Genomic DNA, 20436 nt, shown 5'->3' with positions numbered 1-20436 from the left:
AGACCCTTAGCTGAGTCGCCGCTAGGCCGGGCGCCGCGCCCGCATGGCTTGGGCGATGGTGCCGTCGTCCAGCCAGTCGAGTTCGCCGCCGACCGGCACGCCTCTCGCCAGCATGGTCACCGAAACGCCGGCGCCGGCCAGGCGGTCGGCGAGGTAGTGGGCGGTGGTCTGGCCATCGACCGTGGCCGGCAGCGCCAGGATCACCTCGCGGACCGCGCCGTCTGACGCCCGCGCCACCAGGCCGTTGACCCGCAGGGCGTCCGGCCCCACGCCGTCCAGGGCCGACAACAGGCCGCCCAGCACGTGATAGCGGCCGCGAAAGGCGCTGGCCCGCTCCATGGCCCAGAGCGCGCCCACCTCCTCGACCACGCAGATCAGGCTGCCATCGCGCGTGCGGTCGGCGCAGATCGCGCAGGGGTCCTGGGTGTCGAGGCTGCCGCAGGTCGCACAGACCTTCACCCGCGCCGCGGCTTCGGCGAGCGCGTCGGCCAGGGGCGAGAGCAGCTGGTCGCGCCGCTTCAAAAGCGCCAAGGCCGCGCGCCTGGCCGACCGCGGCCCCAGGCCCGGCAGCTTGGAGAGCAGGCTGATCAGCCGCTCGATCTCGGGTCCGGCTGACGCGGCCAAGTCAGAACTTCGGCATGCCGGGCATCCCGGCGAGCGGTCCGGCCGCCTTGGCCATCAGCTCGGCCGAGCGTTGGTCGAGCTGGCGCTTGGCGTCGGCGTGAGCGGCGGCCACCAGGTCACCGACCATGTCAGCCTCGCCGGGGACCATCAGGCTGTCGTCGATGTCGATGCGGGTGATCTGACCGGTGCCCCGCAGGGTGACCTTGACCAGGCCGTCGCCCGCCTGGCCCAGCAGCACCATCTGCTCCAGCTCCTGCTGCGCCTGGCCCATCTTCTGCTGCATGGCCTGGGCCTGCTTCATCAGCGAGGAGAGGTCTTTCACTTGGCGGCTCCGGTGAGGGGCAGGGGTTCGGTGAGCACCGTGGTCCCGCTCTTGACGATCTGGACCACCACCAGCTGAGCCGGTTCGGTGCGGCTGGCGTTGACAATATAGTGCGGCTGATTGGGCGTTTCAGACCACGCCTGGCCGGTCTCGAAACGCTTCTCCGGCTGGTCGCCCAGCCGGTTGATCACCGCGCCCTTGGTCACATAGGCGTAGGTCGAGGCCGGGTGCCGGTGCCCTCGCTGCCCCGCCGTGGTCAGCGGCCCGTCGCCGGCCGGGGCGATATTGATCACCTGCATATGCGTCTCGAACCCCGGCGCGATCGCGATCGCCTCATTGATCAGCGGCGGCGCGGGCTGGGCTGGGGCCGGCAAGGCTGCAGCGCCGCAGGCGCCGATCAAAACACAAAGACCACTAAGCTCACGAAGACCACGAAGACGCCTCGCGATCCCGACTTTGGTGGTCTTCGTGTCCTTCGTGGTCTTCGTGTCGAAAACGGCTTCGCCGTCAGTCGTCCTCATCATCCCCCTCCTCGTCGGCCGGGGTCGCTGTCCCTTCGGGGGCCTCGGCCTGCGGGATCGTGCGGACGCCCAGGATCTCGGCGCCGGGGAAGGTCTTCATCACCGCGACCACGAAGGGGTCTTGCTCGATCTCGCTCCTGACCTCGCGCTCCTCGCGCTTCTGGCGCTCCCAGAGGCTCTCGGCCCCGCCGCCGCCCTGGGCGGCGATCAGCCAGCGCTCGCCGGTCCAGTCCTTCAGCCGCGCCACGAGCCGCTGCGCCAGGTTCACCGGCGCGCCGGGCGCGGGCTCGTACTCGATGGCGCCGGGCCGGAAGCTGATCGGCCGGACAAACCGCTCCACGTCGAGCTTCAGCGAGATGTCCCGCTTCTTCTCGATCAGGGCCAGCATCTCCTCGAAGGTGTTGATCACCGCGACCGGTTCGCTCGCCGCCTGCGGCTGTGGAGACGCAAAGCCTCGCGCCACCGCGTTCGTCGACCCGCCGCCCGAGGCCACCGCCCCGCCGCCACCGCCCGGGCCCTGCGAAGCCGGCCCCGCCGGCGAAGCAGGGTCGCCGGCCTGCAGCCGCTTCAGCGCCTCTTCCGGCCCGGGCAGGTCGGCGGCGTAAGCCAGCCGGATCAGCGCCATCTCGGTCGCCGCCGCCGCGTCCGGCGCCCGGCGCACCTCCTCATAGGCCTTCAGCGTCAGCTGCCAGAGCCGCGAGAGCGTCCCGGCCGAGATCGAGGCGCCCACCGCCGCCAGCCTGGCCGACTGGTCCTTGGGCATCACCAGCGCCTGCGGCCCGATCATCTTGGCGACCGACGCGCCATGGCAGTGATCCAGCAGGTCCAGCATCACCTGATCCGGGTTGGCGCCATAGCCGTAGAGGGTGCGGAAGGTCTCGATCGCCGGTCCCGCCTCGCCGCGCATCAGTTGCTCGAACAGCGAGATGGTCTGCGCCCGGTCGGCCAGGCCCAGCATGTCGCGGATGGTCGCCGCGGTGACCGTCTGGCCGGGCTCGGCCTGGACGATCGCCTGGTCGAGCATCGACTGCGCGTCACGCACGCTGCCCTCGGCGGCCCGCGCGATCAGCATCAGCCCCTCGGCCTCGACCCGCGCGCCCTCGGCCTCGCTGATCATCTCCAGGTTCTTGACGATCACCTCCGGCTCGACGCGCCGCAGGTCGAACCGCTGGGTGCGCGACAGGATGGTCACCGGCACCTTGCGGATTTCGGTGGTGGCGAAGATGAACTTGGCGTGCGGCGGCGGCTCTTCCAGCGTTTTCAACAGGGCGTTGAACGACTGGGTCGACAGCATGTGCACTTCGTCGATGATGTAGACCTTGTAGCGCGCGGAGGTCGGCGCATAGCGCACCCCGTCCAAGAGCTCGCGCATCTCGTCGACCTTGGTGCGGCTGGCGGCGTCGAGCTCCAGCACGTCCATGTGCCGCCCCTCGATGATCGACTTGCAGTGGATCCCCTCGACCGCGAGGTCGAGCGTCGGCTCGTGGATCGTGTCGCTCTCGTAGTTGAGCGCGCGGGCCAGCAGGCGCGCGGTCGTCGTCTTCCCGACCCCGCGCACGCCGGTCAGCATGAAGGCATGCGCGATCCGCCCGGACGCGAAGGCGTTCTTCAGCGTCCGCACCATGGCCTCCTGGCCATAGAGGTCGTCGAAGGTCCTGGGCCGGTACTTGCGCGCGATGACCGTATAGGCGGCCGAGGCGTCGTCGCTGAGCGTCGGCGCCACGGGCGCCCCGCCGAACATGTCGATCGCCGGGGGCCCGTCTGCGAGCCCCGCGTCATCGTCGACGGGCGTCAGGTCGTCTTCATCGGCCATGCCGCCCATGTAAGTGCACGCCCCGCACACGGCAAAGCGCAAAGCCCGCGCGCGGCGGATCGCTCACAGAAAAAGGAAGGAAAGGTGGAGACCGAACGGCGACCCGGAACGGAATTCGTTGTGGCTGCTGCCTTCCGGCCCTGACCAGGTTGGCGAAGCGTCCGCCCGCCGCCGATCTCCGCGAGGGCATATGGCGGATCGGACCCAAGCAGGCAAGTGCGATGCATCCGCGGGCCACTTGGCGCCGAACTTGAAGTAGGGGTCACGCACGGTGGGCAATTGCGCCCTTTCACAACGTCACGTGCGCCGCTCTCCCGGCCTTCGCGTAACAGTTCTTCGGCCGGGAGAGCGACCCCACCCCAACCTTCCGGCCTTGACGATCGGTCCTTCGCGCGCACGCTTGCGCTCCCAGCCGGAGCTCCAGCCCATGTGCCGCAACATCAAGACCCTGTTCAATTTCGATCCACCCGCGACCCACGAAGAGATCCGCGCGGCCTCGCTGCAGTTCGTGCGCAAGCTCGCCGGCTTCAACGCGCCCTCGAAAGCCAATGAGGCGGCGTTCAACGCCGCCATCGAGGAGGTGTTCGAGGCGGGTCACCGGCTGCTGCACAGCCTGGAGACCCACGCCCCGCCGCGCGACCGCGAGACCGAGGCGCAGAAGGCCAAGGCCCGCGCCGCCCAGCGCTTCGGCCCGCGCGTCCCAGCCTGATCGCGCCTAGGTCTCGGCGGCGGGCGGCCTTGGCCCCAGCGTCTGCTGCACGGCCGCGTCGTGGGCGTCGAAGGTCTGGCGGGCGATCTTCTCATAGGCCGCGAGCAGCGGCGGGATCTGCGCGTGCAGCTCCATCAGGAAGGTGAAGGAGCCATCCAGCGGATGGTCCGACGGCGGCCCGGGAACCTGCGGCTGGCGTCCCTCCGCCAGCGCCTGCACGATCTCGAACATCGCATCCAGCGTCAGGCTGATCTGCAGCAGCAGCAGGTGGGTGCGCGTGCGCAGGACCGAGTCGCCCACGTCGAACAGGGTCTCGCGGTTGCGCTCATAGATCTGCGCCTCGCGCTCCGCGGCCTTCAGGAACCTGAACGTGATCGGGCCATAGGGGTCGCCGCGCCCGCGGGCCTCGTCCGCCAGCCGCAGGATCAGTTTGAGCGCCGCCAGGATCTCGCCGAACAGCTGGGCGGCGCTCTGCTCGCGTTCGCGGCGGCGCAGGTGCTGCTCGAACCGCCCCGACACCAGCCCGCCGAGCGAGGCCAGCACGGCGCCGATGATCACCCCCAGCAGGGTCTCGTCGTTCGGATCGAGATGCATGTCCGCCGGCCCCGCTTTCCAACCCTCAGTTGGGGGGCGCCTGACCCCAGGAAGCAAGGTCGTGATGTCACAGGCTGCGCTTGCCCGTGCGTCAGCCGAAATTGATGTTATGATCCACCGAAGATCAAAGCCAAGACGCTACACCGGGAGTCTGACGCCATGCGACGTGTCCTCATCCTCGCGCTGGGTACCGCCCTTTCCACCGCCGCCCTCGCGCTCACCCTGCCGGCGTCGGCGGCGCCCGCCGCGAAGGCCGACGCCGATCCGACCGTAACCCCGAAAGGCTGGACGGCGCCGAAGACCGCCTTCGGTCAGCCGGACCTCTCCGGCTACTGGTCGAACGCGACCATGACGCCGCTCACCCGCAACGCGAAGCTCACCGACAAGCTGGTGGTGCCGCCGGCCGAGGCCCGCGGCCTTGAGCAGGCGTTCTCCGAGGCGCTCGCCGAAGCCGACCGGCCCACCGACCAGAAGAAGGGTCCAGGCGCCGTCACCGACCCAAATTCGCCCGAGGCCAAGCTGGTGAAGATCCGGCCCGACTTCGCTGCCGCCGGTGGCGACGTGGGCGGCTACAACACCTTCTGGATCGATCCGGGCGCGCACATGATGGTGGTGAACGGCGAGTACCGCTCCTCGATCATCACCACCGCGAACGGCCTGCCGCCGGCCCGCAAGGCAGGCGCCGAGCCCGCGTTCGGCCGCTATCGCGACGTCTACGACAGCTATGAAAACCGCTCGCTTGGCGAACGCTGCATCATGGGCTTCGGGCGCAACTCCAGCCCGCCGATGCTGGCCAACGGCTACTACAACAACGACTACAACATCGTGCAGACCCCGGACGCGGTGGTGATCCAGGTCGAGCTGATCCACGACACCCGCATCATCCGGCTGAAGGGCGGCCACCGCCCCGACGACGTGCGGCCCTACATGGGCGACTCGATCGGCCATTGGGAGGGCGCCACCCTGGTGGTCGAGACCACCAACTTCCCGCAGAGCGACGCCTTCATGGGCTCGTGGAAGCACCTGAAGGTCACCGAGCGCTTCACCCGCGTCTCGCCGACCCGGATCAATTACCAGTTCCAGGTCGAGGATCCGGACACCTGGGACAAGCCGTGGGGCGGCGAGTACGACTTCGCGCCCCTGAAGGGCATCGTCTACGAATACGCCTGCCACGAAGGCAACTACGCGCTGCCCGCCATCCTGGCCGGCGCGCGCCGCAAGGAACAGGAAGCCGCCGCTGGCGGGGCCAAGCCCGGCGGGCAATAGGCGCCGAGAACCCCGCTCATCTCCGCCGCGCGGAGATGAGCGGCGCTACTTCGGCTTGCGGAACCGGAACATGAACTGATCGGTCTTGCCCAGGATCGCCGGGTCCAGGACCATCTTGCTGTGGTCGTCGTCCTTCATGGCCAGGACCGTGCTCTCGCCATCGAACTTGAAGCCCGCGGCCTCCACCTCGGCGCGCACATCGGCCGGGTTGATGCGGTGCAGCCGGTTGACCGCCGTGGTCTCGTCCATGCCGGCCGGCGCCACGTGGTCGATGATCACGAAGACCCCGCCGGGCTTTAGCGCCGCGAACACCTTCTTGTTGAACGCCGGCACATCGGCCGGGCCCATGAAGCGCACATGCAGGTCGTGGTAGTTCTGGCGGATGAAGACCGCGTCCAGGCCCATCGGCAGCGCCATGTCGTTCATCGGCACCGCCAGGGTCGTGACGTTGGACCAGGCCGGATCCTTGGCGCGCGCCGCCTTCAGGTCGACGATTCCCGGGTGCACCTTGAGGATCTCATCGGGCATGAAGCCGTAGACCTTGCCTTTCGGCCCGACGGCCTGGGCGAAGGCGGTGGTGAACCGGCCGGGGAAGATGTCGGCCACCTGCCAGCCCGGCTTCACGCCGACGAACTTCAGCACCTCCGGTCCGTGGTAGGTCGGACTTGAGAGCGCATCGCCGCGCGACGGGTCGATGGGCGAATGGATGTCGAACTTCGGCGGCTGAGCGCCGGCCCAGCTCGCGCTCAGCGCCAGGAGCGCCAAGCCAAGCGCGGCGCCTCTGAACTGGATCGTCATGTCGTTTCCCCCTCTATTTGCCGCGAGGCTAGCACGGCTGGGGGAGGCGCGCCTCAGTCGGCCTGGTCGGCGTAGATCTTCATCAGCCGGTAGAGGTAGTCGCGGCTGTCGTAGAGCACCTTGACCCGGATGTGCTCGTTCAGGCCGTGCACCCCGTCGCCATCCGGATCGCCGAAGTCGCCGCTGATGCCATAGGTCGGAATGCCCACGGGCGTGAGGAAGGCGCCGTCCGTCGCGCCCGCCGACATCAGCCGCACGTTCGGCACGCCGGACCACATCTCCGACGCCAGCTTCTCGGCCGGCCCCAGCACCTTGGGGTCCAGCGGCGGCGGCGGGGCGACCGCGTTGCGGGTCTCGCGAACCGTGACCTTCACCTTCGCATCGCCGATGACCCGATCGAGCGTCTGGCGCACCTCTTCGACACTGGTTCCGGGGAAGATGCGGCAGTTGACGTTGGCCCGCGCCCGCTGCGGCAGGGCGTTGGTGGCGTGGCCCGCGTCCAGCATGGTCGCCACGCAGTTGGTGTGCAGGATCGCGTTGATATCGAGATCCTTTTCCAGGAGGTCCCGCGCGGCCATGTCCTGCGGGTTCTTGAGCAGAACCGCGAGCGCCTCGCGCTCCTGCGGCGTGCGCGTGGCGGAAAGCCTGGTGAAGAAGTCCCGGGTGGTGTCGTTGAAGGTCACCGGGAAGCGGTAGGCCTGGATGTGGGTGAGCGCCGCGGCCAGGTGATAAATCGCGTTGTCAGGCGCCGGCCGTGAGGAATGGCCGCCCGGGTTGGTGACCTCCAGGGTGTAGTTCTGCGACAGCTTCTCGCCCACCTGGATGCCCATGAAGACCGGCTTGCCGTTGGCGTCGAGGTCGCCGCCGCCGCCCTCGTTGATCGCGAAGGCAGCATCGATCAGGTCGCGCTTGTTCTTCGCCAGATACTCAGCGCCGTTGAAGGCCCCGTTGGTCTCCTCGCCGCAGGTCAGCGCCATCTTGATCGTGCGGCGCGGGTGAAAGCCCTCCTTCTTGTAGCGGGCCATGGTGTCGACCCAGGTGGCCGCCATCGCCTTATCGTCGGCGGCGCCGCGGGCGTAGAAGAAGCCGTTTTCCTCGACCAGCGTGAAGGGGTCGCGCGTCCAGTCCTCGCGCTTGGCCTCCACCACGTCCAAGTGGGCCAGCATCAGCACCGCCTTGGCCTTGGGGTCCCTGCCCGGCAAGATCGCCACCAGGCCGCCCTCCTTGGGATGGTCCGGCGCGGCGAAGGGGTGCAGGTCGCTGTCGGGGAAGCCCGCCGCCTTCAGGCGCGCGGCCATGCGCTCGGCGGCGAGCGTGCAGCTCCCCACCGAGAGGCTGGTGTTGGTCTCCACCAGCTCCTTGTAGAGCGCACGGAACTCGACCTGGTCGGGCCTGGGCTGCGGGGCCTGGGCGAACACCGGGCCGGCGGCGACGGACGAGACGGCGAGCACGGAAATCAGCGTTCTGAACACGGAATGGAATCCCCTCGAAGAATCGCCCGCGAACCTGCGGCGTCGCGGCGGTCCTGGCAAGCCGGTCGGCCGGCCCTGGCTCAGCCGGCGAAGCGGCGGTTCAGCTTGCGCATGCCGCCCAGCCAGCGGCCGTAGTTGTCAGTCTTGTTGCGCATGTACTGCAGCACCTCGGGATGCGGCAGGATCAGGAATTCCTCGGCCTCGATCCCGCGCACCACCGACTCGGCCAGAACCTCCGGCTCCATCATGCCGTCGATGCTGGCGACGCCATCGGGATTGTTCGCGGTCATCGCCGTGCGCACCGCCTGCGGGCAGAGCACCGAGACCTTGATGCCCTGGTCGCCGTGGGTGATCGACAGCCACTCGGCCAGGCCCACCGCGGCATGCTTGGTCACCGCGTAGGGCGCCGAGCCGATCTGCGAAAGCAGGCCTGCCGCCGAGGCGGTGTTCAAGAGATAGCCGCCGCCGCGCGCCGCCATCCTGGGGACCAGGTGCCGCGCCGCCCAGACGTGGGCCATGACGTTGATGTCCCAGATCCGCTGCCAGGCGTCGTTGGGCGTTTCCGCGCCGCCGCCCACGCCGATGCCGGCGTTGGAGCAGAAGAGGTCGATGGGGCCGTGGTCGGCCTCCACCGTCTCGATCAGGCTCTGGATGTCGGCTTCGCGGGAGACGTCGGTGGTGAAGGCGACGCCCCCGACCATCTCCGCCGTCGCCTGGCAGCCCGCCGCATCGCGGTCTGCGCAGACGATGAGCTTGGCGCCCTCGGCCTTGAACCGGATCGCGAGCGCGCGGCCGATGCCGCTGGCCGCGCCAGTGATGACGATGATCTTGTCCTTCAGCTCCATGGCGCGGCGGCTCTCCCCATTGCGTGGCGCCTCGGGTTTAGGCCCCCTCTTTCGCCGCCGCCAGCTTGTCCGCCGTCTTCGTCTCGAAATCCGAGGCGTCGTGCCGCTCGTGCAGCTGGCTTTCCGGCGCCCCGAAGGCCCGGTTGACCATCCGCCCGCGCTTCACGGCCGGCCGCGCCGCGATCTGGTCGGTCCAGCGCTGCACGTTCTTGTAGTCCTGCACGCTCAGGAACTCGCCGCCCTCATAGAGCACGCCCTTCACCAGCGCGCCGTACCAGGGCCAGGTGGCCATGTCGGCGATGGTGTACTGATCGCCCGCCAGATATTCCGCCTCGCCCAGCCGGCGGTCCAGCACGTCGAGCTGGCGTTTCACCTCCATGGCGTAGCGGTTGATCGGATATTCCATCTTCGATGGCGCATAGGCGTAGAAGTGGCCGAAGCCGCCGCCCAGGAACGGCGCCGAGCCCATCAGCCACATCAGCCACGAATAGGTCTCCGCCCGCGCCGGTTGCTCGGTCGGCAGGAAGGCGCCGCCGAACTTTTCCGCCAGGTGAATGAGGATCGCGCCGGACTCGAACACCCGGATCGGCTTGGGCCCCGAGCGGTCCATCAGCGCCGGAATCTTGGAGTTCGGATTGACCTCCACGAAGCCGGAGCCGAACTGGTCGCCGGAGCCGATGTTGATCAGCCACGCGTCGTACTCCGCGCCCTTGTGGCCGGCCTCCAGCAGTTCCTCGAACATCACCGTCACCTTCACCCCATTGGGCGTGGCCAGCGAATAGAGCTGGAAGGGATGCTTGCCGATCGGCAGCTCCTTCTCGTGCGTCGGGCCGGCGATCGGGCGGTTGATATTGGCGAAACGGCCGCCGCTCTCCTTGTCCCAGGTCCAGACCTTCGGGGGAACGTAGGCGGTGTCGTCGGCCATCTTGAGAACTCCTGCGGTTGCAGCCTCCGATGTGGGCGACGCAAACGCGTTTGGCTAGTCGGAGCCCACGCCTTATGTACCGAGGCCATGGCCCTGGACGTCTTCCTCAACACCTTCGCCGGCAACCCGCTGGACCGCGCCAGCGAGCGGCGCACCAACCCCGAATGGATCGCCGAACAGCTGGCCTCGTCGGAATCCCTCGGCGTCGCCATGTGGAACGGCCGCCCCCTCGTCGAGCCCGCCCCGACCGCCGAGAACCCCACCGGCCTGCAGATCGCCTATCTGCCGGCCAAGCTGGTGGGCGAGTTGGCCGGCGGCGCCGAGCGCCTGCTGTTCATGGGCCTCTGGAAGGAAACCGCCGTCTTCGCCGTCGACCTGGAGGGCCCGGCCGACCCCGGCGAAGGCCCGCTACAGGGGTTCGGCAAGTTCGAGGACCTGCGCTCGATCGCGCTGCGCCTGCCGCCCAACGAAGCCGCCATCGTCGCCACCGCCAAGCAGATGTTCGAGTGGCGCCGGCGTCATCCGCACTGCGCGGTCTGCGGCCAGCGCAGCGAGGCCCAGGACGGCGGCTGGAAGCGCAAGTGCCCCGCCTGCGAGACCGAGCACTTCCCGCGCACCGACCCGGTGGTGATCATGCTGGCCTACCACGGCGACCGCTGCCTGCTCGGCCGCCAGGAACAGTGGCCCAAGGGGATGTTCTCGGCCCTCGCCGGCTTCCTCGAGCCCGGCGAGAGCATCGAGGAGGCCTGCGCGCGGGAGCTGTCCGAGGAGGCGGGCCTGCGCGCCCGCAAGGTCCGCTACCACTCGACCCAGCCCTGGCCCTATCCCTCATCGCTGATGATCGGCCTGATCGCCGAGGTGGAGGACGACGAGGGCGTCGCCGACCAGGCCGAACTCTCCGAGATCCGCTGGTTCACCCGCGCCGAAGCGCGCGACCTGATCGCCGGCAAGCTCGACGGCGTCGCCGCCCCCAACCGGCTCGCCATAGCCCACCAGCTGATCAAGGCCTGGGTGGAAGACTCATCCCTCCCTTAATGGGGAGGGACGTTACCCCCGCGTCCGGAACGGATCGGCCGGATACACCCCCAGCACCTCGAACTTCTCCGAGAAGAACTGCAGCTCCTCGAAGGCGCGGGCGAGCGCGATGTCCTCGGGCCGCCCGTCGACCTCGGCGTAGAAGAAGGTCGCCGCCCAGGCGCCGTTCTCCATGTAGCTCTCCAGCTTGGACATGTTCACGCCGTTGGTCGCGAAGCCGCCGAGCGCCTTGTAGAGCGCCGCCGGCAGGTTCCGGACCCGGAAGATGAAGCTGGTGATGCAGGGCTCGGTGAACGGCGGCCGCGGCGGATCCTTGTCCGCCGTCATGACCAGGAAACGGGTGGTGTTGTGGTGCTCGTCCTCGATGTCGCGGACCAGGATCTCCAGGCCGTAGATCTCCGCCGCCAGCGCCGGCGAGACCGCCGCGCGGGTCTTGTCGGGGGTCTGGCTCAGGATGCGCGCCGCGCCGGCGGTGTCGCCCACGCCCTCGGTGGTCAGTTTCATCCGCCGGATGGTCTTGCGGCACTGAGCGAGCGCGATCGGCATCGAGACGGCGATCCTCACGTCGTCCAGGGTCACGCCCGGATTGGCCATCAGCATGAAGTGGATCGGCTTGAACCGCTCGCCGACGATCTTCAGGCCGGAGTTGGGCAAGAGGTGGTGCACGTCGGCGACCCGGCCGGCCACCGAGTTCTCCACCGGGATCATGCCCAGCTGGCAGTCGCCCTTCCGCACCGCCTCGAAGGCGTCCTCGAAGGTGGCGTGCGGGACCGGCTGCATGTCCGGATAGGCGGCCATGCAGGCTTCGTGGCTGTTGGCGCCCAGTTCGCCCTGGAAGGCGATGCGTCCGTGACCTGCTTGGGCCTTGCTCATGCAAGGGTCCTAGCATGCGCCCGCGCACGCTCAAGGTCCGCCGGGTTGTCGACGCTGATCGGCGCCTCGTCGATCACCGCCGCCCAGATCGACATGCCAAGTTCCAGCGCCCGCAGCTGCTCCAGCCGCTCGCGCTTCTCGAGCGGCGATGGCGGGGCGGCGCAGAACCGCTCCAGGGCGGCGCGCCGGAAGCCGTAGATGCCGTGGTGCAGCCAGACCGGGCCGTCGCCATAGAGCACCGAGCGGGTGAAATAGAGCGCCCGCGCCGTGCGCCGGTCGGCCTGCATCGCGGCCACCACCTTGGGGATATCCGGATTGCTCCGCTCCGCCGGATCGGCCTCGGCCACCATGACCGTCGAGAGGTCGCAGGAGGGTTCAGCCTCCAACAGGCGCGCCACGGCGACCACCGCGTCGGGCCGCACGAAGGGAATGTCCCCCTGCAGGTTGATCACCACGTCGTGCCGCCCCGCCGGGTCCAACGCCTTGAGCGCGGCCACGATCCGGTCGGAGCCTGACGGCAGATCGGGATCGGTCAGCACCGCGCGGCCGCCGGCTTTTTCGACCGCGTCGACGATCTCCTGATCGCCCGCCGCGACCGCCACGGGCCCCACGCCGGCGGCCTGCGCCTGCCTCAGCACGCGGACGATCATCGGTACGCCGCCGATGTCAGCGAGCGGCTTCCCGGGGAGCCGGGTTGCGGCCATGCGCGCGGGGATGAGGACGATGGGGGTCATAGATACGCTGAGGCAGTGCTTGGGCGGTTGCGCGAGCGCCGGTAGCGTGTAAGAGAGCCGGACGCAACAAGGGGCGGGATTCCCGCGCTTTCGCCGGCGCGAGTCGCTGGCGCTTAGAGGGCCGATTTCGGGAAGATGAGCGACAGCCTAGCCTTCAACAAATACGCCGGCGCGGTGCTCGCCACCGGTTTCGTCATCGCCCTGCTGGTCAATGCCTCGGGCATGGTGTTCAGCGAGGACAAGGTCGCCAAGCCGGGCTTCAAGGTCGAGGTGGTGGAAGACACCGGCGGCGCGGCCGTGGCCGATGTTCCGCCCGACTGGGGCACGGTGCTGCCGAAGGCCGACGTGGCCGCCGGCCAGACCGTCTTCGCCAAGTGCCAGTCCTGCCACAGCCTGACCGCCAACGGCACCGGCCCGAACCTGACGGGCGTCGTGGGCCGCAAGCCCGGCACCGAGGCCGGCTACGCCTATTCCGACGCCATGAAGGCTGAAGGCGCCAAGGTGCCGGTCTGGGACTACGAGCACCTCTACGAGTACCTCAAGGCCCCGCAGGCCTACGTGAACGGCACCAAGATGACCTTCGTCGGCCTGAAGCAGCCGGTCGACCGGATCAACCTGATCGCCTACCTGCGCGGCCAGGGCGGCACGCTGCCGATCCCGGCGCCGAACCCGGCCGCCGCGGCCGCGGCTGCGGCCCCTGCCGCCGGTGGCGCAGCTCCGGCGGCGGGCGCGGCTCCGGCCGCTCCTGGTGCTCCGGCCGCTCCTGGTGCTCCGGCGGCCAAGCCCGGCGACAAGCCGGCTGCGGCGACCACCCCGGCCACGCCGCCCGCCGGCGCGGCGCCCGCGCCGAAGTAGGCGTCCCCGCCGGACCTAGGGCTTGGGTTTCGCCGGCGCCGCCGGCGGCCCGACCGCGCCTTCCAGCCTGTTGTCGATCGCGGCGATATCGGCCGGCGGCTTGGGCAGGCTGGCCCAGGGCATGGGCTTCTTCAGCGTCTCCGCCCACCGGCTGACCCACTGGTTGCCGTTGGTCCCGACCGCGTCCTCGGCCATGACGTAGGCCGGGTCGGTCATCGCCCGCGCCAGGGTCACGGCTTTCAGGTCGTTGGCCTTCAGGATCGCCGCCAGACCATCGATGCTTTCGGCGTTCAGCCGCGTGGCGTGCATCAGGAAAACGAACTTCGGCTCGCGGCCGAGCACGCCCTTGGCCGCGGCGATGTACCAGGGGACGATCTGAGCGGTGAAATCGAGGTACGCCTTCTGGATGCGCGCGGCCTCGGCCGCATCGCCCTTCAGCACCGCCTCGTCATAGGGCATGGCGAACATCCAGTCGGAGTTCTCCATGGAGACCGGCGCCACGCGGTAGCCATGCGCGCCCAGCCAGGCCTCGAAGGTCTTGCGCGCCTCGTCGGTGGCCCCGGTCTCCAGGTAGGGATGGCGGAACCAGTGGGGGCTGCGATGACGCGCGGCCAGCAGGGCGCGGGTCACCACCTCGCCCTTCTCGACCTCGGCGATCTCGGCGGCGGCGTCGGTGGTGAAGTGCGGGTGGTCGTAGGTGTGGTTGCCCAGGTCCATGCCGGCGTCGAGCCAGGCCTTGAGCAAGGCGATCCGCTCGGGCTTGTCCCGCGCTTCCAGCTTCACCTCGTTGACGAAGCCGATGGCCGGGAACCGGTGACGCTTTAGACCGGCCAGCAGGTCCTTGGTGGTCACCACCGCATAGTCGGTGGTCGGCGAGAGCGCCATGGTCGGCAGGTCGTCGAAGGTCAGCGCCACCTCTCCCGCCAAGGCTGGCGAGGCGACCGTCGCCAGCAGCAGGGCCAGGGCGAGCGCGCGCAACTCTAGAGCCTGCGGAACGCGGTCGGCTGGCCGACGCCGGCGGCGTCGATGCGGGCGATGGCCTCGTCCAGCGGCTCGATGGCGACGGCCATGTGGTGGCCGTTGGCGTGGACGATGCGGGTCTCGTCGAGGCCGATGGCCATGTGCCCCCGCCAGAACACCAGGTCGCCGCGGCCGAAGTCGGCGCGGCCGATCGCGCGGCCCATTTCGGCCTGCTGATCGGCGTCGCGGGGACAGGCCTTGCCGCAGGCGAACAGCGCCGCCTGCGAGAGGCCCGAACAGTCGAGCCCAAGGCTCTCACGCCCGCCCCACAGATAGGGGGCGCCCAGGAACCGCTCGGCGACCGCCGCCATGTCGGTCTCAAAGACGCCGATGGGCGCCAGATGCTCCACGGCCATCCAGCCCGCGCCGGCCGCCTTGGCGAGCCGGCCCTCTACCGCTTCGACCGCGACCAGCGCGTTCATCGAATAGGGGCCCAGGGCCCGGGCCTTGATGCTGGGTTCGGCGAAGGCGTAGGTGCGGATCGCGCTGACCCGGTGCGTCGGCTCGGGGCCCGGCGCGGCGAGCGCGCTGGCCGCCACGAAGCCGACATAGCCGTCGCGCCGCGCCTGGCCCCAAAGGTAGGCGCCCTCCTCCTCGACCGCCTCGAACGTCTCGCCGAATAGCAGCTGGTCCATCTGTTCGGAGGCGGCGTCGGGCGCGCGGTGGATGCCCGCGGCCGGGGCTGCGCAGACGCGGACCTTGGAATCCAGATAGACCTCGGCGCGCAGGACGCCCTCCAGCGCCCGGCTGGCGATGCCGTCCCGCAAGGGGGTCGTGCGTGGATCCATGTCCATGCTCAAGCGAACCGATCCCGGATCATCCGGTAAAGGCCGCGGATAGCCTGCGCCTCCGCGCCCACCGGATGGCCCGGCCGGTTGCGCGGGTTCCAGGCGAAGATGTCAAAATGCACCCAGGGCCCGCACTTGGGCCCGGACGGGGCGAAGCGCTGCAGGAACAGGGCCGCGGTCACCGATCCTGCCTGGGCCCAGCCGTCCGGATCGTTCTTGATCTCGGCCACATCGGAGTCGAGGGCGTCGGCATAGGCCTTCCAGAGCGGCATCCGCCACACCGGGTCGCGCTCGGCCAGCGCCGCCGCCTCGATCTGGCGGGCGAGTTCGTCGTCGTCGGTGTAGAACGGCGGCAGTTGCGGCCCGAGCGCCACCCGCGCGGCCCCGGTCAGCGTCGCCAGGTCGATGGTCAACGCCGGCTCCAGCTCGCTGGCCCGGGTGAGCGCATCGGCCAGGATCAGCCGCCCCTCGGCGTCGGTGTTGCCGACCTCGATGGAGAGCCCCTTGCGGGAGGCCAGGACGTCGCCCGGCCGCATGGCGTCGCCGGAAATCGCGTTCTCCACCACCGGCGTCAGCACCACCAGCCGCACCGGCAGCCGGGCGGCCATGATCATCCGGCCGAGCGCGAGCGCATGCGCCGCCCCGCCCATGTCCTTCTTCATCTGCCGCATGCCGGCCGAGGGCTTGATGTCGAGGCCGCCGGTGTCGAAAACCACGCCCTTGCCGATCACGCAGACCAGCGGCATGCCCTCGTGCCCCCAGGTGAGCTCGATCATCCGGGGCGCGCGGGCCGGGTGGGCGGCGCGGCCGACGGCGTGCACCGCCGGATAGTTGGCCTCCAGCAGGGCGTCGCCGGTGACCACCGTGATCTGCGCCCTGTGCTGCTCGGCGATTTCGCGCGCGATGGTCTCGATCTGCAGCGGGCCCATGTCGTTGGCCGGCGTATTGACCATGTCGCGGGCGAGCGCGCAGGCGTGCGCCACCTGGCGCACCTCGACGGCGTTGGCGCCCTCGGCGACCAGCCGGGCGTGCTCCCCGGCATGGGCCTTGTAGCGGTCGAACCTGTAGCTCCCCAGCGCAAAGGCGATGGCGATCTGGTCGGCGCTCATGCCCTCCGGCGCGCGGGCGATCCGATAGGTTCCGGCCGGCAGCTTGGCGGCCAGGCTGCGGAACACCATCGGGTCGCCGCCCTCGCCCAGACCGAACAGCACGCTGGCGAGCGCGCCATCGGTTCCTGGGATCAGCAGGATCTGCCCGGCCTTGCCTTTGAATTCGGTGATGGCCGCATAGGCCTTGCCGCCGGGGGGAGCGGCGTCCAGCGCCGGGCCGGTCTCGTGCTCCAGGATCGCGCGCACCGGGATCGCGGCGGCGTCAGCGGTGTCGAGGATCACGTCTGACATGGCGGGCGCTCTGGAGTGGACGAAAGAACCGGCCCTTCTCCTAGGCGCATCTGGGCGCGCCCCGCAACTTCCCTAAAGGTGCGCCGCCAGCGGCGAGACCGGGAAGGCCGCCAGTGCGCCGACCGCGATAGCCACGCCATAGGGCACATTCTCGCCGGGCTCGGCGAGGCGCGTGAACCAGGCGGGCCCGGCCGGCATGATCGCGCGGACCCGCTGCGAGCGCAGGCCCAGGAGGCCGATCGCCAGGGCGCCGCCGGCCATGCACGTGAACAGCAGATAGCTCATCGCGCCCGGCAGGCCGAGCCACAGCGCCGCGGCGGCGAACAGCTTGGCGTCGCCGCCGCCGATCCAGCCGGCCGCGAACATGCCCATCCCCATGACCAGCGCCACGACGCCCACCGCCACGCTCAGGCCGATGACCGAAGGCGACACGCCGAGTGCGATGGCCGCGATCGGAAAGGCCGCCGCCAGGGCCAGCGAAATCTGGTTGGGAATCGTGAAGCTGGTCAGGTCCTTCAGCGCGCCGGCTATCACCAGGGCGGGGAAGATCAGCAACAGCAGGGTCTGGGCGGCGTGCAGCATCTTTGCAAACTCCAAGGCGCCCAGCATGGCGCGCGCCGATGAACGGAGGGTTTCGCGTCCGCGCTTCAGCGCCGCCTTCAGCCACGAAAAACCCCCCGACGGTCGCCCGTCGGGGGGTCTCTTGGGCTCAACTGGTGAAAACGGTGGCTTAGCCGGCCGGCTTCAGGTCGTTGGCGACGGTGGTGAAAAGGGTCGTGAGGTTGGTGCCGACGGCGGTAAGCGCCGTCACCAGAACCACGGCGACGAGAGCGGCGATCAGGCCATATTCAATGGCGGTGGCGCCGGATTCGTCCTTCAGGAAGCGGGTCACGAACTTCGACATATGTCATCTCCTTTTAGCGAGCAGTCGTTGTCGGGCTTCAAGCTGTCGCCTGCTCGCCCTAATGCCACATCAAGTTCGCAGACTTCGCTTAATTGGAAGTAAAGCGAACGGCAATCAGCCTAATTTTCTTTGGTGAATTGATTTTAACTCTAAATTCCGATTAACCAAGAAGTAAAATAGAGCAATCAAAATGTTATATTCTGTTATCCTCGCACTTAAACCTTAGTTAGGCACAGATCGGTAGACTACGCGCCACGTTCCGAGAGAATCCCGTGCGTAGTCCCTCGCCCGCCCGTTCCAGCCCGTTGGCCCGCTTCCTCCGCCGCTTCGTGCGCGCCGAGCAGGGGGTCACCGCCCTGGAATTCGGCCTGATCAGCCTGCCCCTGATGCTGATGACCTTCGGCCTGCTGGAGCTGGCGATCGTCTTCGTGGTCGGCGCCACCCTGGACACCGCCACCGAGATCGCCTCACGCCAGATCCGCACAGGCGAGTTCCAAACCAGCGCGGCCAGCACTCAGGCCGACTTCAAGAACCTGGTCTGCGGCCGCATGTCGTGGCTCAGCGGCCAGTGCGCCGCCAACCTCTGGATCGATGTGCAGACCTTTTCGACCTTCAACGGACTGGCCAATGCGCCGCCGGTGAACACCGCGACCTTCAATCCGCCGGCAGGCCTGTGCTTTTCGCCAGGCCTGCCCACCGACATCGTGCTGGTCCGCGCCTATTTCGAATGGAGCCTGTTCACCCCGCTGCTGAACAACGCGCTCGAGAACATGGGCGGCGGCTCGGGCAAGCGGTTGATCACCTCGACGACCGCCTTCCGCAACGAGCCCTACAACGTCACCCCGCCGGAAGGCACGAAATGCTGACGCGCTTTGGACGCGACCGGCGCGGCGTCGCCGCCATCGAGTTCGCGCTCATCGCCCCGGTGGCGATCGCGCTCTACATGGGCTTCGCCGAGCTCACCATGGCGATGATGGCCGACCGCCGCGTGGCGCACGCCGCCGCGGTGGTAGGTGACCTGGTGGCGCAGTCGCCCACGGTCGCGCCGAGCGACCTGACCGACATCTTCCAGGTGGGGTCCCAGATCATGTCGCCGTTCACCGCCACGCCGCTGAAGATGCGGATCACCAGCGTGGTCGCCGACGTCAACGGCGTGCCGAAGGTGGCCTGGAGCAAGGGCAGCGGCATGACGGCGATGACGGTGGGAACCACCGCCGGCGGCGTTCCGGCCAACCTGCTGGCGGCCGGCGACAGCGTGATCCAGGCCGACGTGTCCTATTCCTACACCTCGCCGCTGGGCTTCACGCTGAATGCGCCCATCACCTTTGCCAACACCTTCTTCCTGAAGCCACGCCAGTCGGCGTCGGTGGCCTGCGCCCTCTGCTAGGCGCGCCCGGCCGGCGCTAGTCGATGTGCGTCACCTCGCGCCCGCCGCCCTTGACGAACAGCAGCCCGATCAGGCCCACGATCATCAGCAGGATGACGCTGGCGAAGCCGCCCTGCTGGCTGTGGGTCAGGCGCGTGCCGATGTTGACCATGCCGGGCGCGAGCCAGGCCGTGGCGACGCCCGAGAGCCCATAGATCCCGAAGAAGGCCCCGGTCTGGGCCGGTGGCGTCAGCCGGGTCAGCGCCGTGCGCGCCGAGGCGTACTGGGCGGTGATGAAGATCGAATTGCTGAGGCCGACCAGCAGGAAGACCAGGCTGGGCAGGGTGCGGTAGACCGGGCCGGCCCACACCGGCCCATGGGCGGCGACGTCGTAGTGCCAGAAGTAGAGGATCTTGTCGGGCGCCATACCCAAGAGACCGATCAGCGCCAGAACCGTCATGAAAATCTCCAGGCGCAACGCGTTCTTCGGCCCCATGTTGTGGTCCAGCCAGCGTCCGACCAAGCCGCCGAAGGTGGCGATGATGCTGCTGATGATTCCGCTGGCCAGGAGTTCCAGGGGACCCCACTTCATCACGCCTGCCGCCAGCACGCCGTAGAAGAACAGCACGCCGTTCATGCCGTCGAAGAAGAACATCCGCGAGATCAGGTAGACGAAGGCGTCCCCGTAGCGCCGCACCGTCGTCAGCATGGCCCAGAGGTCCGCTGCGCCCTCCTTCAGGGCCCGCAGCACCGGGACCCTGGTCCTGGGCGCATCCGGCGTGAACAGGAAGATCGGAATCGAGCCGACCGCGAAGATGACCGCCGCCAGGAGGGCCACCACCCGCTCCGGCTCGTGCGTGGCTGCGTTCAGCCCGAACAGCGGGTGCGCTGGCACCCAGGCCCAGGCCACCTTGCCCGGCAGGGCGAAGGCCCAGGCGGTGAAGCCGAGCGCGAACACCGAGGCGAAGTTGCCCAGGGATAGCGCGAGGCCTGACGCGCTGTGAGCGCCCTTGAGGCCCGCCGCGCGGATTAGCATCGAATTGTGCAGGATCTCCGTCCAGGCAAACAGCACATTGATCACATAGAGGATCGAAAGCGTGGCCAGGATCGACAGGCCGGAAAGGTCCGGTTTGGCGAACCACAGCATCGCCATCAGCGGCGCCATGACGATCACGCACAGGGCCAGCAACGCCTTGCGCGGCCCGATCTTGTCGATCGAGGCGCCCAGGAACGGCCCGGTCGCGAACACGGTCCAGCCGACATACTGCTGCAGGGCCGAGATCGTCTCCTGACCCTTCACCGGGTCGCCGATCATCGTGGCCGAGACATAGGGCATGAAGACGAAGATCGTCATCAGGATGACGTAGGGGTCGCGCGCGCCCTCGAAGACCGACCAGGAAATCCCACCGCGGGTAAGCTTGGCGTCGCCGCCGTATTCGGCCTCGATGGGCGCATCGGCGACGGAGGCGGGGCCCAGAGCCTCGGGCAGGGGGCTTTCGCCCGGTATCGGACTGGTCAAATCGTCGCCTCCCGGGGCATCCGCCTTTTGGAACAGCGGTATGGGACGACGTT

Annotated in this window: 23 protein-coding genes and 1 other RNA gene; 6 read left to right on the top strand and 18 right to left on the bottom strand. The window is 68.9% G+C overall.

The genetic code is table 11. The features are described 5' to 3' along the window. Positions 1–21: 21 nt before the first annotated feature. From recR to ffs, 5 genes are all read right to left on the bottom strand, one after another. Positions 22–624 (bottom strand): recombination mediator RecR, encoded by a 603-nt coding sequence (gene recR / locus VKQ35_RS17890; RefSeq protein WP_324364073.1) that lies wholly within the window; start codon positions 622–624, stop codon positions 22–24. Between the two features lies 1 nt (position 625). Beyond that, on the bottom strand, positions 626–946 hold the full coding sequence (locus VKQ35_RS17885) for a YbaB/EbfC family nucleoid-associated protein (RefSeq protein WP_324364072.1): 321 nt from the start codon (positions 944–946) through the stop codon (positions 626–628). Beyond that, positions 943–1320, bottom strand: a complete 378-nt coding sequence (locus VKQ35_RS17880; RefSeq protein ID WP_324364071.1) for a cupin domain-containing protein — start codon at positions 1318–1320, stop codon at positions 943–945. Before VKQ35_RS17880 ends, VKQ35_RS17885 begins: the two co-directional genes overlap by 4 nt. Before the next feature lie 133 nt (positions 1321–1453). Further along, positions 1454–3280: a DNA polymerase III subunit gamma/tau gene (locus VKQ35_RS17875; RefSeq protein ID WP_324364070.1), complete on the bottom strand. Its 1827-nt coding sequence runs from the start codon at positions 3278–3280 to the stop codon at positions 1454–1456. Positions 3281–3362: 82 nt separating this feature from the next. Then, positions 3363–3461, bottom strand: an RNA gene (gene ffs / locus VKQ35_RS17870) — signal recognition particle sRNA small type. 246 nt (positions 3462–3707) lie between these two features. Between ffs and VKQ35_RS17865 the strand changes: the two genes are divergently transcribed. Next, positions 3708–3989: a DUF2277 domain-containing protein gene (locus tag VKQ35_RS17865; RefSeq protein ID WP_324364069.1), complete on the top strand. Its 282-nt coding sequence runs from the start codon at positions 3708–3710 to the stop codon at positions 3987–3989. Between the two features lie 6 nt (positions 3990–3995). Here VKQ35_RS17865 and VKQ35_RS17860 read toward each other — a convergent pair whose 3' ends face one another. Next, positions 3996–4583 carry a hypothetical protein gene (locus tag VKQ35_RS17860; RefSeq protein WP_324364068.1) on the bottom strand — a complete coding sequence of 196 codons (588 nt, stop codon included), beginning with the start codon at positions 4581–4583 and terminating at the stop codon, positions 3996–3998. Positions 4584–4742: 159 nt separating this feature from the next. Between VKQ35_RS17860 and VKQ35_RS17855 the strand changes: the two genes are divergently transcribed. Further along, entirely contained in the window at positions 4743–5849 is a 1107-nt protein-coding gene (locus VKQ35_RS17855; protein WP_324364067.1) for a hypothetical protein, read from the top strand. Positions 5850–5894: 45 nt separating this feature from the next. Here VKQ35_RS17855 and VKQ35_RS17850 read toward each other — a convergent pair whose 3' ends face one another. The 4 genes from VKQ35_RS17850 to yghU form a co-directional block, all read right to left on the bottom strand. Beyond that, entirely contained in the window at positions 5895–6647 is a 753-nt protein-coding gene (locus VKQ35_RS17850; protein WP_324364066.1) for a methyltransferase, read from the bottom strand. Between the two features lie 53 nt (positions 6648–6700). Next, positions 6701–8119 carry a M20/M25/M40 family metallo-hydrolase gene (locus VKQ35_RS17845; RefSeq protein ID WP_324364065.1) on the bottom strand — a complete coding sequence of 473 codons (1419 nt, stop codon included), beginning with the start codon at positions 8117–8119 and terminating at the stop codon, positions 6701–6703. An 80-nt stretch (positions 8120–8199) separates the two neighbouring features. Continuing rightward, positions 8200–8964 carry an SDR family oxidoreductase gene (locus VKQ35_RS17840; protein ID WP_324364064.1) on the bottom strand — a complete coding sequence of 255 codons (765 nt, stop codon included), beginning with the start codon at positions 8962–8964 and terminating at the stop codon, positions 8200–8202. A 37-nt stretch (positions 8965–9001) separates the two neighbouring features. Beyond that, positions 9002–9889 (bottom strand): glutathione-dependent disulfide-bond oxidoreductase, encoded by an 888-nt coding sequence (yghU, locus tag VKQ35_RS17835; protein ID WP_324364063.1) that lies wholly within the window; start codon positions 9887–9889, stop codon positions 9002–9004. An 87-nt stretch (positions 9890–9976) separates the two neighbouring features. Here yghU and nudC point away from each other — a divergent pair, with 87 nt between their 5' ends. Further along, positions 9977–10924 (top strand): NAD(+) diphosphatase, encoded by a 948-nt coding sequence (gene nudC / locus VKQ35_RS17830; RefSeq protein WP_324364062.1) that lies wholly within the window; start codon positions 9977–9979, stop codon positions 10922–10924. A gap of 12 nt (positions 10925–10936) precedes the next feature. On the opposite strand, the gene VKQ35_RS17825 is transcribed toward nudC, so the two are convergent. Together VKQ35_RS17825 and VKQ35_RS17820 are read right to left on the bottom strand one after the other, a co-directional pair. After that, positions 10937–11797, bottom strand: a complete 861-nt coding sequence (locus tag VKQ35_RS17825; protein ID WP_324364061.1) for a prephenate dehydratase — start codon at positions 11795–11797, stop codon at positions 10937–10939. Next, positions 11794–12531, bottom strand: coding sequence for a 3-deoxy-manno-octulosonate cytidylyltransferase (locus VKQ35_RS17820; protein WP_324364060.1), 738 nt, complete (start codon positions 12529–12531; stop codon positions 11794–11796). Before VKQ35_RS17820 ends, VKQ35_RS17825 begins: the two co-directional genes overlap by 4 nt. A 135-nt stretch (positions 12532–12666) precedes the next feature. Between VKQ35_RS17820 and VKQ35_RS17815 the strand changes: the two genes are divergently transcribed. After that, positions 12667–13386 (top strand): cytochrome c family protein, encoded by a 720-nt coding sequence (locus VKQ35_RS17815; RefSeq protein ID WP_324364059.1) that lies wholly within the window; start codon positions 12667–12669, stop codon positions 13384–13386. Positions 13387–13401: 15 nt separating this feature from the next. Here the strand turns inward: VKQ35_RS17815 and VKQ35_RS17810 are convergent, their stop codons facing one another. The 5 genes from VKQ35_RS17810 to VKQ35_RS17790 all read right to left on the bottom strand — a co-directional run bounded on the left by VKQ35_RS17810 (position 13402) and on the right by VKQ35_RS17790 (position 17498). After that, on the bottom strand, positions 13402–14364 hold the full coding sequence (locus tag VKQ35_RS17810; RefSeq protein ID WP_324364058.1) for a polysaccharide deacetylase family protein: 963 nt from the start codon (positions 14362–14364) through the stop codon (positions 13402–13404). A 2-nt stretch (positions 14365–14366) separates the two neighbouring features. After that, complete coding sequence (locus VKQ35_RS17805) at positions 14367–15200, bottom strand: C40 family peptidase (protein ID WP_324364088.1); 834 nt, start codon at positions 15198–15200, stop codon at positions 14367–14369. A gap of 2 nt (positions 15201–15202) precedes the next feature. Continuing rightward, positions 15203–16594, bottom strand: coding sequence for a leucyl aminopeptidase family protein (locus tag VKQ35_RS17800; protein WP_324364057.1), 1392 nt, complete (start codon positions 16592–16594; stop codon positions 15203–15205). A gap of 72 nt (positions 16595–16666) precedes the next feature. Further along, positions 16667–17173 (bottom strand): A24 family peptidase, encoded by a 507-nt coding sequence (locus tag VKQ35_RS17795; RefSeq protein ID WP_414692363.1) that lies wholly within the window; start codon positions 17171–17173, stop codon positions 16667–16669. Between the two features lie 151 nt (positions 17174–17324). Continuing rightward, positions 17325–17498: a Flp family type IVb pilin gene (locus VKQ35_RS17790; RefSeq protein ID WP_324364055.1), complete on the bottom strand. Its 174-nt coding sequence runs from the start codon at positions 17496–17498 to the stop codon at positions 17325–17327. A 272-nt stretch (positions 17499–17770) separates the two neighbouring features. Between VKQ35_RS17790 and VKQ35_RS17785 the strand changes: the two genes are divergently transcribed. Both VKQ35_RS17785 and VKQ35_RS17780 read left to right on the top strand, forming a co-directional pair. Continuing rightward, positions 17771–18364, top strand: coding sequence for a TadE/TadG family type IV pilus assembly protein (locus VKQ35_RS17785; RefSeq protein ID WP_324364054.1), 594 nt, complete (start codon positions 17771–17773; stop codon positions 18362–18364). Then, positions 18358–18885: a TadE/TadG family type IV pilus assembly protein gene (locus VKQ35_RS17780; protein WP_324364053.1), complete on the top strand. Its 528-nt coding sequence runs from the start codon at positions 18358–18360 to the stop codon at positions 18883–18885. Before VKQ35_RS17785 ends, VKQ35_RS17780 begins: the two co-directional genes overlap by 7 nt. Positions 18886–18901: 16 nt before the next feature. Here the strand turns inward: VKQ35_RS17780 and VKQ35_RS17775 are convergent, their stop codons facing one another. Further along, positions 18902–20383 (bottom strand): MFS transporter, encoded by a 1482-nt coding sequence (locus VKQ35_RS17775; protein WP_324364052.1) that lies wholly within the window; start codon positions 20381–20383, stop codon positions 18902–18904. Positions 20384–20436 lie beyond the last annotated feature (53 nt).

Source organism: Phenylobacterium sp., assembly GCF_035309685.1.
In the GTDB taxonomy this organism is placed as follows: Bacteria; Pseudomonadota; Alphaproteobacteria; order Caulobacterales; family Caulobacteraceae; genus Phenylobacterium.
Note: the sequence above shows the minus strand (reverse complement) of the source record. Positions and strands in the feature narration are given on the sequence as shown.

Bases quoted from the DNA above. Each gene is read 5' to 3' on its own strand.
- VKQ35_RS17840 (WP_324364064.1), bottom strand. From the start codon at position 8,964: ATGGAGCTGAAGGACAAGATCATCGTCATCACTGGCGCGGCCAGCGGC.
- nudC (WP_324364062.1), top strand. From the start codon at position 9,977: ATGGCCCTGGACGTCTTCCTCAACACCTTCGCCGGCAACCCGCTGGAC.
- VKQ35_RS17825 (WP_324364061.1), bottom strand. From the start codon at position 11,797: ATGAGCAAGGCCCAAGCAGGTCACGGACGCATCGCCTTCCAGGGCGAA.
- VKQ35_RS17805 (WP_324364088.1), bottom strand. From the start codon at position 15,200: ATGGACATGGATCCACGCACGACCCCCTTGCGGGACGGCATCGCCAGC.
- VKQ35_RS17820 (WP_324364060.1), bottom strand. From the start codon at position 12,531: ATGACCCCCATCGTCCTCATCCCCGCGCGCATGGCCGCAACCCGGCTC.
- VKQ35_RS17815 (WP_324364059.1), top strand. From the start codon at position 12,667: ATGAGCGACAGCCTAGCCTTCAACAAATACGCCGGCGCGGTGCTCGCC.
- yghU (WP_324364063.1), bottom strand. From the start codon at position 9,889: ATGGCCGACGACACCGCCTACGTTCCCCCGAAGGTCTGGACCTGGGAC.
- VKQ35_RS17790 (WP_324364055.1), bottom strand. From the start codon at position 17,498: ATGTCGAAGTTCGTGACCCGCTTCCTGAAGGACGAATCCGGCGCCACC.
- VKQ35_RS17875 (WP_324364070.1), bottom strand. From the start codon at position 3,280: ATGGCCGATGAAGACGACCTGACGCCCGTCGACGATGACGCGGGGCTC.
- VKQ35_RS17855 (WP_324364067.1), top strand. From the start codon at position 4,743: ATGCGACGTGTCCTCATCCTCGCGCTGGGTACCGCCCTTTCCACCGCC.
- VKQ35_RS17860 (WP_324364068.1), bottom strand. From the start codon at position 4,583: ATGCATCTCGATCCGAACGACGAGACCCTGCTGGGGGTGATCATCGGC.
- VKQ35_RS17865 (WP_324364069.1), top strand. From the start codon at position 3,708: ATGTGCCGCAACATCAAGACCCTGTTCAATTTCGATCCACCCGCGACC.
- VKQ35_RS17800 (WP_324364057.1), bottom strand. From the start codon at position 16,594: ATGTCAGACGTGATCCTCGACACCGCTGACGCCGCCGCGATCCCGGTG.
- VKQ35_RS17850 (WP_324364066.1), bottom strand. From the start codon at position 6,647: ATGACGATCCAGTTCAGAGGCGCCGCGCTTGGCTTGGCGCTCCTGGCG.
- VKQ35_RS17780 (WP_324364053.1), top strand. From the start codon at position 18,358: ATGCTGACGCGCTTTGGACGCGACCGGCGCGGCGTCGCCGCCATCGAG.